This window comes from Streptomyces roseicoloratus, assembly GCF_004117935.1.
Classification (GTDB): domain Bacteria; phylum Actinomycetota; class Actinomycetes; order Streptomycetales; family Streptomycetaceae; genus Streptomyces; species Streptomyces roseicoloratus.
The window spans coordinates 36,249-50,206 of the sequence record NZ_SDOY01000173.1; the positions used below are offsets into that span (position 1 = coordinate 36,249).

General features: G+C 70.7%; 14 protein-coding genes. All 14 read left to right on the top strand.

Going from position 1 to position 13,958, the window contains the following annotated elements:
- Window positions 1–380: 380 nt before the first annotated feature.
- The 14 genes from rho (at window position 381) to ESG85_RS31795 (ending at window position 13,937) form a co-directional block, all read left to right on the top strand.
- The gene (gene rho / locus ESG85_RS31730) at window positions 381–2,408 is read left to right on the top strand and encodes a transcription termination factor Rho (protein ID WP_281288102.1); all 2,028 of its coding nucleotides are present in this window, start codon (window positions 381–383) and stop codon (window positions 2,406–2,408) included.
- A gap of 206 nt (window positions 2,409–2,614) precedes the next feature.
- Window positions 2,615–3,706, top strand: a complete 1,092-nt coding sequence (locus ESG85_RS31735; RefSeq protein WP_128984626.1) for an LCP family protein — start codon at window positions 2,615–2,617, stop codon at window positions 3,704–3,706.
- A 153-nt stretch (window positions 3,707–3,859) separates the two neighbouring features.
- On the top strand, window positions 3,860–4,084 hold the full coding sequence (rpmE, locus tag ESG85_RS31740; RefSeq protein WP_030761597.1) for a 50S ribosomal protein L31: 225 nt from the start codon (window positions 3,860–3,862) through the stop codon (window positions 4,082–4,084).
- Window positions 4,085–4,180: 96 nt separating this feature from the next.
- On the top strand, window positions 4,181–5,257 hold the full coding sequence (prfA, locus tag ESG85_RS31745; RefSeq protein ID WP_128984627.1) for a peptide chain release factor 1: 1,077 nt from the start codon (window positions 4,181–4,183) through the stop codon (window positions 5,255–5,257).
- Between the two features lie 110 nt (window positions 5,258–5,367).
- A complete protein-coding gene (gene prmC / locus ESG85_RS31750) occupies window positions 5,368–6,249 on the top strand; it encodes a peptide chain release factor N(5)-glutamine methyltransferase (protein ID WP_128984628.1) in 882 nt (293 codons plus the stop codon).
- A gap of 37 nt (window positions 6,250–6,286) precedes the next feature.
- A complete protein-coding gene (locus ESG85_RS31755) occupies window positions 6,287–6,934 on the top strand; it encodes an L-threonylcarbamoyladenylate synthase (protein ID WP_128984629.1) in 648 nt (215 codons plus the stop codon).
- The gene (locus ESG85_RS31760; RefSeq protein WP_128984630.1) at window positions 6,931–7,584 is read left to right on the top strand and encodes an arsenate reductase/protein-tyrosine-phosphatase family protein; all 654 of its coding nucleotides are present in this window, start codon (window positions 6,931–6,933) and stop codon (window positions 7,582–7,584) included. The genes ESG85_RS31755 and ESG85_RS31760 overlap by 4 nt, the downstream gene beginning before the upstream one ends.
- Before the next feature lie 225 nt (window positions 7,585–7,809).
- Entirely contained in the window at window positions 7,810–9,072 is a 1,263-nt protein-coding gene (locus ESG85_RS31765; protein WP_128984631.1) for a serine hydroxymethyltransferase, read from the top strand.
- 107 nt (window positions 9,073–9,179) lie between these two features.
- Complete coding sequence (locus ESG85_RS31770; protein ID WP_128984632.1) at window positions 9,180–10,502, top strand: MraY family glycosyltransferase; 1,323 nt, start codon at window positions 9,180–9,182, stop codon at window positions 10,500–10,502.
- A gap of 262 nt (window positions 10,503–10,764) precedes the next feature.
- A complete protein-coding gene (locus ESG85_RS31775; RefSeq protein WP_128984633.1) occupies window positions 10,765–11,178 on the top strand; it encodes a Cg1360 family ATP-synthase-associated protein in 414 nt (137 codons plus the stop codon).
- 225 nt (window positions 11,179–11,403) lie between these two features.
- Window positions 11,404–12,213 (top strand): F0F1 ATP synthase subunit A, encoded by an 810-nt coding sequence (gene atpB / locus ESG85_RS31780; RefSeq protein ID WP_128984634.1) that lies wholly within the window; start codon window positions 11,404–11,406, stop codon window positions 12,211–12,213.
- Between the two features lie 91 nt (window positions 12,214–12,304).
- The gene (atpE, locus tag ESG85_RS31785) at window positions 12,305–12,538 is read left to right on the top strand and encodes an ATP synthase F0 subunit C (RefSeq protein ID WP_010474382.1); all 234 of its coding nucleotides are present in this window, start codon (window positions 12,305–12,307) and stop codon (window positions 12,536–12,538) included.
- Between the two features lie 41 nt (window positions 12,539–12,579).
- A complete protein-coding gene (locus ESG85_RS31790) occupies window positions 12,580–13,125 on the top strand; it encodes a F0F1 ATP synthase subunit B (protein WP_128984635.1) in 546 nt (181 codons plus the stop codon).
- Complete coding sequence (locus tag ESG85_RS31795) at window positions 13,122–13,937, top strand: F0F1 ATP synthase subunit delta (RefSeq protein ID WP_128984636.1); 816 nt, start codon at window positions 13,122–13,124, stop codon at window positions 13,935–13,937. The genes ESG85_RS31790 and ESG85_RS31795 overlap by 4 nt, the downstream gene beginning before the upstream one ends.
- The last annotated feature ends 21 nt before the right edge of the window (window positions 13,938–13,958 follow it).

The following is a 13,958-nucleotide window of genomic DNA, read 5'->3' on the forward strand; positions in this document are numbered from 1 at the left end:
AGATTGCCGGTGACGGAGAGGGGGAATGTTTGTTGGAGCCGGTAGTGTTAACCTCAAGCTTGCACCCGACGTCTTCGAGGCGCGGTGCTGAGTGTCCCTGTCAGGGACCACCCATTCTTCCGGGAGCCTCCTCCACTGCCTGAGCAGCCTGCCTGAGCAGTTTCGAGCACGCTCCGGAACCGGCACGACACCCCTCGCTCTGCTGCATCGCGTGAGGGCCGAGCAGGGGGCGCTCGGGCCGGATCTACAGCACGTTTTCTCTTCCGCCGCACCCGGCGGGACCACCGCTCCGACACGGTCCGCCAAGCAGGACCGCTGCCGGACAGCACAACCGGTCGCCGAGCCAGATGGCCGACGTCCGCTCCAGGGAAGGACCCTTCGTGAGCGACACCACCGATCTGATGGGCGTGAGTGCCGACAACAGCGTCGACAACGCCGCGCCCGCCGCAGGTGCTGCCACTGGCACCACCGCACGGCGCCGCCGCTCCGGCACCGGCCTCGAGGGCATGGTCCTGGCCGAGCTGCAGCAGGTCGCGTCCGGCCTCGGCATCAGGGGCACCGCGCGGATGCGCAAGAGCCAGCTGATCGAGGTCATCAAGGAGGCGCAGGCCGGCGGCTCCGCCGCCGCGCCCGCCAAGTCCGGCGACGCCGCCGAGACCAAGCCGAAGCGCCGCGCCGCCTCCAAGGCCCGTACGGCCGAGCCCGCTGCCGCCGAGACGGCCGAGCCGAAGGCCGAGAAGGCCGCCGAGCCCGTCGCCCAGCAGCAGATCGAGATCCCGGGCCAGCCCGCGGGCGTCGACGCCCCGGCGGGCGAGCGCCGCCGCCGCCGCGCGACCGCCCCCGCCGGTTCGCCGGACGGCGCCGAGGTCAAGGCCGAGACCGCCCAGGTCGTCAAGACCGAGGCCCGCGCCGAGGCCCGTACGGAGACCAAGTCCGAGCCGCAGGCCGACGCCAAGGCCGAGGCCGACGGTGCCGAGGGCCGTGGCCGCCGCGAGCGCGGCGAGCGCGGCGAGCGCGGTGACCGCCGCGACCGCCGTGACCGCCAGCGCGACCGCAAGGGCGACGACCAGCAGGGCGGCGGCCAGGGCGGCCAGCGCAAGGAGCGCCAGGGCCAGCCGCAGGGCCAGCAGGGCGGCCAGCCGGCCGGCCCGCAGGACGACGGCTACGACGACGAGGCCGGCGGCCGCCGGGGCCGTCGCGGCCGCTACCGCGACCGCCGGGGCCGTCGCGGCCGTGACGACTTCGCGGGCGAGCCGCAGGTCTCCGAGGACGACGTCCTGATCCCCGTCGCGGGCATCCTCGACATCCTCGACAACTACGCGTTCATCCGGACCTCCGGCTACCTGCCCGGCCCGAACGACGTGTACGTCTCCCTCGCCCAGGTCCGCAAGAGCGGTCTGCGCAAGGGCGACCACGTCACCGGTGCGGTGCGCCAGCCGAAGGAGGGCGAGCGCCGCGAGAAGTTCAACGCGCTGGTGCGCCTCGACTCGGTCAACGGCATGGCGCCGGAGTCCGGCCGCGGCCGCCCCGAGTTCAACAAGCTCACCCCGCTGTACCCGCAGGACCGCCTCCGTCTGGAGACCGACCCGGGCGTGCTGACCACGCGGATCATCGACCTCGTGTCGCCGATCGGCAAGGGCCAGCGCGGTCTGATCGTGGCCCCGCCGAAGACCGGCAAGACCATGATCATGCAGGCGATCGCCAACGCGATCACCCACAACAACCCCGAGTGCCACCTGATGGTCGTCCTCGTCGACGAGCGTCCGGAAGAGGTCACCGACATGCAGCGGTCGGTCAAGGGCGAGGTCATCTCCTCGACCTTCGACCGCCCGGCCGAGGACCACACCACGGTCGCCGAGCTGGCCATCGAGCGCGCCAAGCGCCTCGTGGAGCTGGGTCACGACGTGGTCGTCCTGCTCGACTCCATCACCCGCCTGGGCCGCGCGTACAACCTCGCGGCGCCCGCCTCCGGCCGCATCCTGTCCGGTGGTGTCGACTCGACCGCGCTCTACCCGCCGAAGCGCTTCTTCGGTGCCGCGCGCAACATCGAGGACGGCGGCTCGCTGACCATCCTGGCCACCGCGCTGGTCGACACCGGCTCGCGCATGGACGAGGTGATCTTCGAGGAGTTCAAGGGCACCGGCAACATGGAGCTCAAGCTCGACCGGAAGCTCGCCGACAAGCGCATCTTCCCGGCCGTCGACGTCGACGCCTCGGGCACGCGCAAGGAGGAGATCCTGCTCGGCAGCGAGGAGCTCTCCATCACCTGGAAGCTGCGCCGCGTGCTGCACGCGCTCGACCAGCAGCAGGCGATCGAGCTGCTGCTCGACAAGATGAAGCAGACGAAGTCGAACGCCGAGTTCCTGCTGCAGATCCAGAAGACGACGCCCGGCGCCAACAACGACTGACGCCGAGACCCTCGTCACACGACGAGGTACCGGCCTCCGGGCCGTAACCTCGCCGTGACCTGCGCAAACGACCGCGCCCACCGTGTCCGCACGGTGGGCGCGGTCGCGTTACGGTCCGTCGACCGCCCAAACCCCACAGCCTCCCGTGCAACCCTTTCGGGTGCTTCGCCGTCACACAAGGTGAACCATAGGGCTGAGGGAAGACGATGACCGAGCAGAACCATAACGGCCGAATACGGGCCACCGGCCGCCGCCGCAAGCCGCCCGCCAAGGGCCGCCGCGTCGCGGTCGCCGCCGCCTGGACCGCGGCCGTGCTCGTGCTCGCCGGCGGCTCCGGACTCGGCTACGTCTACTTCAAGCTCAACGGCAACCTCGACGGCGTCGACATCAACGCGCAGCTCGGCAAGGACCGGCCCGAGGACGTCGACAACGGCTCGATGGACATCCTCGTCCTCGGATCCGACTCCCGGGCCGGCGCCAACGGCGACTACGGCCGCGACGAGGGCGGCGCCCGCTCCGACACCGCGATGGTCGTCCACGTCTACGAGGGCCACCAGAAGGCCTCCGTGGTCTCCATCCCGCGCGACACCCTGATCGACCGCCCCGCCTGCACGGACGGGAAGGGCGGCAAGGCCGCCGCCGAGCGCCGGGCCATGTTCAACACGGCGTACGAGGTCGGCGGCCCGGCCTGCGCGGTCAAGACCGTCGAGGCGATGTCCGGCATCCGCATGGACCACTACATCGAGGTCGACTTCACCGGCTTCAAGAAGCTCATCGACCGGCTCGGCGGCGTCGAGATCACCACCACCCAGGCCATCAGGGACTCCAAGAGCCACCTCGACCTCGCACCGGGCACGCACACCCTCGACGGCGAGCGGTCCCTCGGCCTGGTCCGCACCCGCAAGAGCGTCGGCGACGGCAGCGACCTCGGCCGCATCCAGCTCCAGCAGGCCTTCATGAAGGCCTTCATCACACAGGTGAAGAGCGTCGGCGTCTTCTCCGACCCGAAGAAACTGCTCGACCTCGCCGACGCCGCCACCAAGGCCATCACGCCCGACTCCGAGCTCGACTCCGTCACCGAGCTGATGGGCTTCGCCAAGGGCCTGTCCGGCCTCGGCGCCGACGACGTCCACATGATCACGCTGCCGGTCGCGTACGACCCGCGGGACCCCAACCGGGTCGTGCCCCTGGAGGCCCAGGGCGGGCAGGTCTGGGCGGCGCTCAGGGCCGACCGGCCGATCCCCGCGTCGGCGACGAAGGACGCGGCCACGGGCCGGGCCGACGGCCTCGTGAAGTAGCGGAGGACGGCCCGGGAGCCCTCAGGAATAGTTCCGGACCGACCCCGGTTTTGGGAGATACGGCCGGTCCTGGCAGACTGGTACGTCGGCCCCGGTTCACGCATGTGCATCCCGCACGGGCGACCCGGAGCCCTCCCGGAACTAGGAGACACCTTGAAGCGCGAGATCCACCCCGAGTACGTCGAGACCCAGGTCAGCTGCACCTGTGGCGCGTCGTTCACCACCCGTAGCACCCTGACCGAGGGCACCATCCGTGCCGAGGTCTGCTCCGAGTGCCACCCGTTCTACACGGGCAAGCAGAAGATCCTCGACACCGGCGGCCGCGTCGCCCGCTTCGAGGCCCGCTTCGGCAAGGCTGCCGGCTCCGCCAAGAAGTAGCGAGCCACTGCGCCGGTCTTCGGCTGCCCCTGCGCGGGGCGGCCGGGACCGGCGCTTTGCCGTCCCGTAGCAACTGACGAAAACCAGGAGCCCCCGATGTTCGAGGCGGTCGAGGAACTGGTCGGCGAGCACGCCGACCTCGAGAAGAAGCTCGCCGACCCTTCGGTCCACGCCGACCAGGCCAACGCGCGCAAGCTGAACAAGCGTTACGCGGAGCTGACCCCGATCGTCGCCACCTACCGCTCCTGGAAGCAGACCGGTGACGACATCGAGACGGCCCGCGAGTTCGCGCACGACGACCCGGACTTCGCGGCCGAGGTCAAGGAGCTGGAGAAGCAGCGCGAGGAGCTGACCGAGAAGCTGCGGCTGCTGCTCGTTCCGCGCGACCCCAGCGACGACAAGGACGTCATCCTCGAGATCAAGGCCGGCGCGGGCGGCGACGAGTCCGCCCTGTTCGCCGGCGACCTCCTGCGGATGTACCTGCGCTACGCCGAGCGGGTCGGCTGGAAGACCGAGATCATCGACGCCACCGAGTCCGAGCTCGGCGGCTACAAGGACGTCCAGGTCGCCGTGAAGACCAAGGGCGGCAACGGGGCCACCGAGCCCGGCCAGGGCGTCTGGGCGCGACTGAAGTACGAGGGCGGTGTGCACCGCGTGCAGCGCGTGCCCGCGACCGAGTCGCAGGGCCGCATCCACACCTCCGCGGCCGGCGTGCTCGTCACGCCGGAGGCCGAGGAGGTCGACGTCGAGATCCACGCCAACGACCTGCGGATCGACGTCTACCGCTCGTCCGGCCCCGGTGGCCAGTCGGTCAACACCACCGACTCCGCCGTCCGCATCACGCACCTGCCGACCGGCATCGTCGCGTCCTGCCAGAACGAGAAGAGCCAGCTCCAGAACAAGGAGCAGGCCATGCGCATCCTGCGGTCCCGGCTGCTCGCCGCCGCGCAGGAGAAGGCCGAGGCCGAGGCCGCCGACGCCCGCCGCAGCCAGGTCCGCACCGTCGACCGCTCCGAGAAGATCCGCACGTACAACTTCCCGGAGAACCGCATCTCGGACCACCGCGTCGGCTTCAAGGCGTACAACCTGGACCAGGTGCTCGACGGCGAACTGGACGCGGTCATCCAGGCCTGCGTCGACGCCGACTCGGCCGCCAAGCTGGCCGCCGCGTAGCACCGCGCCGGCGCGCCGGCACCGCGCAGCCGCGTGGCACCGCTGCCGCGGAGGACCGCCGCGGAGGACCCGACCTCGTACCAGCCCCACCCGCACCACGGAGGACCAGCGTGCAGTCACATTCTGGGGGGCGACCCCCAGTCCCCCGCAGTCTGCTGCTTGCCGAGGTGGCCCAGGCCACCCAGCGGCTGGCCGACGCCGGCGTTCCCTCGCCGCGTTTCGACGCCGAGGAGCTCGCCGCGTTCGTGCACGGCGTCAAGCGGGGGGAGCTGCACAACGTCAAGGACGCGGACTTCGACGCCCGCTACTGGGAGACCATCGCGCGCCGCGAGGCGCGCGAGCCGCTCCAGCACATCACCGGCCGCGCGTTCTTCCGCTACCTGGAGCTCCAGGTGGGCCCCGGCGTCTTCGTGCCGCGCCCCGAGACCGAGTCGGTGGTCGGCTGGGCCATAGACGCCGTCCGCGCCATGGACGTCGTCGAGCCGCTCATCGTCGACCTGTGCACGGGCTCCGGCGCGATCGCGCTCGCCCTGGCGCAGGAGGTGCCGCGCTCGACCGTGCACGCCGTGGAGCTGTCCGAGGACGCCCTGGTGTGGACGCGCAAGAACGTGGAGGGCTCGCGCGTCGTCCTGCACGAGGGCGACGCCCTGAGCGCGCTGCCGGAGCTCGACGGCCAGGTCGACCTGGTCATCTCCAACCCGCCCTACATCCCGCTCACCGAGTGGGAGTACGTGGCCCCCGAGGCCCGCGACCACGACCCGGAGATGGCCCTGTTCTCCGGCGAGGACGGCCTCGACACCATCCGCGGCATCGAGCGCACCGCGCACCGGCTGCTGCGGCCCGGCGGCCTCGTGGTCGTCGAGCACGCGGACACCCAGGGCGGCCAGGTGCCGTGGATCTTCAACGAGGAGGCCGGCTGGACGGACGCCGCCGACCACCCCGACCTGAACAACCGGCCGCGGTTCGCGACCGCGCGCAAGGCAACCCCATGACGAGCATGTTCGACGCGTACGAGGAGGACCGGGACTGATGGCTCGGCGATACGACTGCAACGAGGCGACGGACCGCGCGACGGGTCTGCGCGAGGCCGCGTCCGCCGTTCGCCGGGGCGAGCTCGTCGTGCTGCCCACGGACACCGTGTACGGCATCGGGGCGGACGCCTTCGGCTCGGAGGCCGTCGCGGACCTGCTGGCCGCCAAGGGCCGGGGCCGCAACATGCCCACCCCCGTCCTGATCGGCTCCCCGAACACCCTCCACGGCCTCGTCACGGACTTCTCCGAGATGGCCTGGGAGCTCGTCGACGCCTTCTGGCCGGGCGCGCTCACCCTGGTCGCCAAGCACCAGCCGTCCCTCCAGTGGGACCTGGGCGACACCCGGGGCACCGTCGCGATCCGGATGCCGCTGCACCCGGTCGCGATCGAGCTGCTCACCGAGGTCGGCCCGATGGCCGTCTCCTCGGCGAACCTGACCGGCCACCCGGCGCCGGAGGACTGCGACGCCGCGCAGGGCATGCTCGGCGACTCCGTCTCCGTGTACCTCGACGGCGGCCCGACGCCCGGCAACGTGCCCTCGTCCATCGTCGACGTGACGGGCAAGGTGCCCGTGCTGCTGCGCGCGGGCGCGCTGTCCGCGGAGGAGCTCCGGAAGGTGGTACCCGACCTCGAGGTGGCCAGTTGACCGCCCCTGAGGGGCGTGGCATAGCGGGGCACGAGCACGACGGCACGACCTTCCGCATCCTCCACGTCAGCACCGGCAACGTCTGCCGCTCGCCGATCACCGAGCGGCTGACCCGCCATGCCCTGGTCGACCGCCTCGGCGACCCCATGGGCGGCGGTCTGATCGTGGAGAGCGCGGGCACCTGGGGCCACGAGGGCGCCCCGATGGAGAGCAACGCGGAGCAGGTCCTCGCGGACTTCGGCGCGGACTTCAGCGGCTTCACGGGCCGCGAACTCCTCGACGAGCACGTCATCCGCGCGGACCTGGTCCTCACCGCGACCCGCGACCACCGCGCGCAGGTCATCTCGATGGGTCACTCGGCGGGCCTGCGCACCTTCACCCTGAAGGAGTTCACCCGCCTCGTCCGGGCGATAGATCCGGCCACTCTCCCGGACCCGCGCGACGGCCACGACACGGTCGACCGCGCCCGCGCCCTGGTCCGCGCGGCCGCCGCTCTACGCGGGTGGCTCCTCGCCCCGTCGGCGGAGGCGGACGAGGTGAACGACCCGTACGGCGCCCCGATCACCTTCTTCCGCTCGATCGGCGAGGAGATCCAGCAGGCCCTGGACCCGGTCGTGACGGCCCTGACGGGCGTCGGCGCGAAGCGCTGACGCGGCGCGCGCCGGCCGGCGGCGCCGGGCCATGGCCGCGGGCCGCGGCGGGGGCCATGGCCGCGGGCCGCGGCGGGCTTGGCCGGGTGCAGCCACGACAGCCGGCCGGCCGGGTCGAAGGCGGTTCTCCGGTCCTCCGGGCCCGCCTGGCGCAGTGGAGGGGCGGGCGGGGCCCCGGGTGCCTAGAGTGGGTTTCCAGGCCCGCTCACGCACCCGGAGTGCCCCATGCCGGTCACCGCCCCGACCGAAGACGAGCACGCGCTCGGCACGCTCGACGTACTGCGCCGTCAGGACCCCGAGGTGGCCGATGTGCTCCTCGGCGAGGTGCGGCGGCAGGCGGACAGCCTCCAGCTGATCGCCGCGGAGAACTTCACCTCGCCCGCCGTGCTCGCCGCGCTGGGCTCGCAACTGGCCAACAAGTACGCCGAGGGCTATCCCGGCGCGCGCCACCACGGCGGCTGCGAGTACGCCGACGCCGTCGAGCGGATCGCCGTCGAGCGGGCGTGCTCGCTGTTCGGCGCCGAGCACGCGAACGTGCAGCCGCACTCCGGCTCCTCCGCCGTCCTCGCGGCCTACGCCGCACTGCTGCGGCCCGGCGACACCGTCCTCGCCATGGGCCTCGCCCACGGCGGGCACCTCACCCACGGCTCGCCCGCGAACTTCTCCGGCCGCTGGTTCGACTTCGTCCCGTACGGCGTCGACGCCGAGACCGGGCTCATCGACTACGAGCAGGTCGCCGCGCTCGCCCGGCACCACCGGCCGAAAGCGATCGTCTGCGGTTCCATCTCCTATCCGCGCCATCCCGAGTACGCGGTCTTCCGCGACATCGCCGACGAGGTGGGCGCCTACCTCATCGCCGACGCCGCCCACCCGCTCGGGCTCGTCGCCGGCGGCGCCGCCCCCAGCCCCGTCCCGTACGCCGACATCGTCTGCGGCACCACCCACAAGGTGCTGCGCGGCCCCCGCGGCGGGCTGCTGCTGTGCGGCGAGGAGCTGGCCCAGCGGGTGGACCGGGCCGTGTTCCCGTTCTCGCAGGGCGGTGCGCAGATGCACACGATCGCCGCGAAGGCCGTCGCCTTCGGCGAGGCGTCCACCCCCGCCTTCACCACGTACGCCCATCAGGTGGTCGAGCGCGCCCGGGTGCTCGCCGCCGCCCTCGCCGGCGAGGGCTTCGCGCTGACCACCGGCGGGACGGACACCCACCTGATCAGCGCCGACCCGGCTCCGCTCGGCGTCGACGGCCGCACCGCCCGCGCCCGGCTCGCCGCCGCCGGCATCGTCCTCGACACCTGCGCGCTGCCGTACGGGGACGGGCGTGGCATCCGGCTCGGCACGGCGGCCGTCACCACCCAGGGGATGGGGGACGCGGAGATGGCGAGAATCGCGGCGCTGTTCACGGCCGCGCTGCGGGACGACGCGGAGGAGACGGCCCGGGTGCGGGCCGAGGTACGCGCGCTGACCGGGCGTTTTCCCCCGTATGGACGGTAGAGCGGCCCCGGCCGGAACCGTTCCCGACGTCCGGATGTCCTCGACCATGGGGACGGCCCGGCTAGGGTGTGGGGCTGAGATGGCCAGCGATTCCTGTGGGGCAGCCCGTGCGTGATTACCTGCTGACGCTCTGTGTCACGGCCGCGGTGACCTATCTGCTGACCGGTCCGGTGCGGAAGTTCGCCATCGCGACCGGCGCGATGCCGGAGATCCGCGCCCGCGACGTGCACCGAGAACCGACTCCGCGGCTCGGTGGCATCGCCATGTTCTTCGGGCTGTGCGCGGGGCTCCTCGTCGCCGACCACCTGCAGAACCTCAACAGCGTCTTCGAGCTGTCCAACGAGCCCCGCGCGCTGCTCTCCGGCGCCGCGCTGATCTGGCTGATCGGCGTCCTCGACGACAAGTTCGAGCTGGACGCGCTGATCAAGCTCGGCGCGCAGATGATCTCCGCGGGCGTGATGGTCATGCAGGGTCTGACGATCCTGTGGCTGCCCATCCCGGGCGTCGGCACGGTCGCCCTCACCCAGTGGCAGGGCACGCTCCTCACGGTCGCCCTGGTCGTCCTCACCATCAACGCCGTGAACTTCGTCGACGGCCTCGACGGACTGGCCGCCGGCATGGTCTGCATCGCCGCCGCGGCCTTCTTCCTCTACGCGTACCGGATCTGGTTCGGCTACACGATCGAGGCCGCGGCCCCCGCGACGCTGTTCGCGGCGATCCTCATGGGCATGTGCCTGGGCTTCCTGCCGCACAACATGCACCCGGCGCGGATCTTCATGGGCGACTCGGGTTCGATGCTGATCGGCCTGATCCTGGCCGCGTCCGCCATCTCCATCACCGGCCAGGTCGACCCGGACGCGCTGAAGATCTTCGAGGGTTCGACCAAGGCCGCCACGCACGCCGCCCTGCCGGTCTTCATCCCGCTGGTGCTGCCGCTGACGGTCATCGCGATCCCGATGGCCGATCTGGTGCTCGCGATCGTGCGGCGCACGTGGAAGGGCCAGTCGCCGTTCGCGGCGGACCGCGGGCACCTGCACCACCGGCTCCTGGAGATCGGGCACTCGCACAGCCGCGCGGTGCTGATCATGTACTTCTGGTCGGCGCTCATCGCCTTCGGCACGCTGGCCTATTCCGTGCACTCGACGTCGATGTGGATCGTGCTCGCCGTGGTCTTCCTGAGCGCGGTCGGTCTGGTGCTGCTCCTGCTGCCCCGCTTCACGCCGCGCGCGCCCCGCTGGGCGGAGGCGGTCGTGCCGCCGCGCTACCGCCGCCGCAGGCCCGCCGCGGAGCCGGAGCCGGGTCCTGCCGCCGCCGAGGAGCCGGCCGTCGAGGAGGAGCGGGTGCCGGTGCCGGCGGGGGTCAACGGAGCGACCGCCATCGGCCACCGTTCGCGCTTCTCCGACCGGAGTAAGGCCGGGGCGCGCGGTTGACGCGGGCGGCATCGCGGGGCAATACCAGACAAGTCGCCCTGCTGTCGCGCACACACGCGCGCGGTCACTCTCACGTGTGAGAGTTGGCACACCCCCTGGGTAAAGACCTATTCAAATAGTTTGTGATACGGTTCACGAGACCCGGCGACAGTGCCGAAGGACCGTAGTGCGACGGTTCGTTGGCCCCGAGACACTCCTCGGACCGGGCTTACGCTCGTCCATGACGACACCATCGCCCCCTCCAGCAAGCGGAGACACCGCCATGCCGTCCAACGACGCACGCACCCTGCTGCACACCGCAGTGCCCACCGCCGCCGTAGGCGTCATCGCCACGGTCGTCAGCGGTGTGGTCGCCGGTGGCAAGGGCGCGCTCGGCGCCGTCGTCGGCACCGCGGTCGTGCTCCTCTTCATGGGCATCGGGCTGGTGGTTCTGCAGCGGACGGCGAAGAAGCTTCCGCAGTTGTTCCAGGCCATGGGGCTGATGCTCTACACGGCCCAGCTGCTGGTCCTCTTCATCTTCCTGGCCTTGCTGAAGGACACTTCGGCGTTCGACTTCAAGGCCTTCGCCTTCACGCTGCTCGCCACGACCATCGTGTGGGTCGCCGCCCAGGCCCGGGCCTATATGAAGGCCAAGATCATGTACGTCGACCCCGACAATTCGGGGCCGAAGTCGTGAAGGGTAGGGCCGGGATAAAGACGCGTTCGGCTTCCTGCTATCGTCCGGTGCCAACTGCGGCACTGCGGGCGCGGGCATCCGAAGCGGCGCCTGTCCCAGCGCGAGGCTCGATGCCGAACCGCCGCCCCCTTATCCGTAAGACCAGTCCAGTGCCGACCCGCGGCTGCGTGCCGCGCCGACACAACGAGGTTGCCGTACCTATGCGCCACGCTGAAGGAGCCCGCGGTGAGTGCTGACCAGACGCTTGCCTTCGACCCGGATTGCCACATCTTCACCGGATGCGGCTTCCCGGCGCCGGGCCTGCACACGTTCATGTACGAGCCCATCTTCACCGTGGGCAGCTTCGACTTCACCAAGCCGATGCTGCTCGCCATCCTGGGTTCGATCGTGGTCGTCGGCTTCTTCTGGGCCGCCTTCGCCAAGCCCAAGCTGATCCCCGGCAAGATGCAGATGGTCGGTGAGGCCGGTTACGACTTCGTCCGCCGCGGCATCGTCTACGAGATCATCGGCAAGAAGGACGGCCAGAAGTACGTGCCGTTCATGGTCTCGCTGTTCTTCTTCGTATGGATCATGAACCTCTGGTCCATCGTTCCGCTGGCCCAGTTCCCGGTCACCTCGCTGATCGCCTTCCCGGCGGCCCTCGCGCTGATCGTCTACGTCACCTGGGTCTCGCTGACCTTCAAGAAGCACGGCTTCGTCGGCGGCTGGAAGAACATCCTCGGCTACGACAAGTCGCTGGGCGCGATCCTCCCGCTGATCATGCTGCTCGAGTTCTTCTCGAACCTGATCATCCGGCCCTTCACGCACGCGGTCCGACTGTTCGCGAACATGTTCGCCGGTCACCTGCTCATCGTGATGTTCTCGCTGGCCACCTGGTACCTCATGAACGGCCTCGGCTTCGTCTACGCCGGCGCCTCCTTCGTGATGGTCATCGTGATGACCGCCTTCGAGCTCTTCATCCAGGCCGTCCAGGCGTACGTCTTCGTCCTCCTGGCCTGCAGCTACGTCCAGGGCGCGCTCGCCGAGCACCACTGAGCCGGCCCGGCAGCAGCTTCACCACCCCCTTACCAACAGTCGTCCGGTGGCCAACCCCCACCGGGTCCTTGAAAGAGAAGGAAGAACCGGCATGTCCGCTCTCGAGACTCTCGCCGCCGTCAACGGAAACGTCGCCTCCATCGGCTACGGCCTCGCTGCCATCGGCCCCGGCGTCGGCGTCGGCATCATCTTCGGTAACGGCACCCAGGCCCTCGCCCGTCAGCCCGAGGCGGCCGGCCTGATCCGTACCAACCAGATCATGGGTTTCGCCTTCTGTGAGGCGCTCGCCCTCATCGGCATCGTCATGGGCTTCGTCTACAAGTAAGCCGGACCGACAGCCCGATTCTTTTTACGGAAGGCACTGATGTGAACGCTCTGCTTCTTGCGCAGGGTGAAGAGGCGCAGCCTCCTCTCATCCCGCATCTCGACGAGCTCGTCATCGGCCTGATCGCCTTCGTCATCGTCTTCGGCTTCCTCGCCAAGAAGCTCCTCCCGAACATCAACAAGGTTCTGGAAGAGCGCCGCGAGGCCATCGAGGGTGGCATCGAGAAGGCCGAGTCGGCCCAGATCGAGGCTCAGAGTGTGCTGGAGCAGTACAAGGCCCAGCTCGCCGAGGCCCGCCACGAGGCCGCGCGTCTTCGCCAGGAGGCCACGGAGCAGGGCACCGCGATCATCCAGGAGATGAAGGCGGAGGGCCAGCGCCAGCGCGAGGAGATCATCGCGGCCGGTCACGCCCAGATCGAGGCCGACCGCAAGGCCGCGTCCGCCGCGCTGCGTCAGGACGTCGGCAAGCTCGCCACGGACCTGGCCGCGAAGCTGGTCGGCGAGTCCCTCGAGGACCACGCCCGCCAGAGCCGCACCATCGACCGCTTCCTCGACGAGCTCGAGGAGAAGGCCGAGGCCGTCCGATGAACGGAGCGAGCCGCGAGGCACTGGGCGCCGCACGCGAGGCCCTCGACGCGCTGACCGACAACACCTCGGTCGACGCGGCGAAGCTCGCCGGTGAGCTGGCCGCGGTCACCGCACTGCTCGACCGCGAGGTGTCGCTGCGCCGGGTCCTGACCGACCCCGCTCAGTCGGGCGAGGCCAAGGCCGAGCTCGCGCAGCGACTCCTCTCCGGTCAGGTGGGCGGCGAGACCGTCGACCTGGTCTCCGGAATGGTCCGCTCCCGCTGGTCGCAGTCGCGCGACCTGGTCGACGGTCTCGAGGAACTGGCGAACACCGCCGACCTCACCGCCGCCCAGAAGACGGGCGCCCTCGACGACGTCGAGGACGAGCTGTTCCGGTTCGGCCGCATCGTCTCCTCCAGCACCGAGCTCCGCTCGGCGCTGACGGACAAGACCGCGAAGGCCTCGGCCAAGGGCGAGCTGCTCGGCAGCCTGCTCGGCGGCAAGGCCAACCCCGTCACCGAGCGGCTGGTCGTCCGACTCGTGACCCAGCCCCGGGGACGTAGCCTGGAGTCGGGACTCGAGTCCCTGTCCAAGCTCGCCGCGGCGCGCCGGGACCGCATGGTCGCCGTCGTCACCTCGGCGGTGCCGCTGAGCGACCAGCAGAAGCAGCGCCTCGGTGCCGTGCTGGCCAAGCTGTACGGCCGCCAGATGCACCTGAACCTGGACGTGGACCCGACGGTCCTCGGCGGGATCTCGGTGCGCGTCGGCGACGAGGTCATCGACGGCACCATCGCGGAGCGCCTCGACGAGGCGACCCGCCGCCTGGCCGGCTGACCTCGGCCACAACGAAACAAG

What these genes read in the sequence shown, in the direction of transcription:
- ESG85_RS31765 (WP_128984631.1), top strand. Translation starts at nt 7,810, where the DNA reads ATGCCGGTCACCGCCCCGACCGAAGACGAGCACGCGCTCGGCACGCTC.
- ESG85_RS31775 (WP_128984633.1), top strand. Translation starts at nt 10,765, where the DNA reads ATGCCGTCCAACGACGCACGCACCCTGCTGCACACCGCAGTGCCCACC.
- prfA (WP_128984627.1), top strand. Translation starts at nt 4,181, where the DNA reads ATGTTCGAGGCGGTCGAGGAACTGGTCGGCGAGCACGCCGACCTCGAG.
- ESG85_RS31755 (WP_128984629.1), top strand. Translation starts at nt 6,287, where the DNA reads ATGGCTCGGCGATACGACTGCAACGAGGCGACGGACCGCGCGACGGGT.
- atpE (WP_010474382.1), top strand. Translation starts at nt 12,305, where the DNA reads ATGTCCGCTCTCGAGACTCTCGCCGCCGTCAACGGAAACGTCGCCTCC.
- ESG85_RS31795 (WP_128984636.1), top strand. Translation starts at nt 13,122, where the DNA reads ATGAACGGAGCGAGCCGCGAGGCACTGGGCGCCGCACGCGAGGCCCTC.
- ESG85_RS31735 (WP_128984626.1), top strand. Translation starts at nt 2,615, where the DNA reads ATGACCGAGCAGAACCATAACGGCCGAATACGGGCCACCGGCCGCCGC.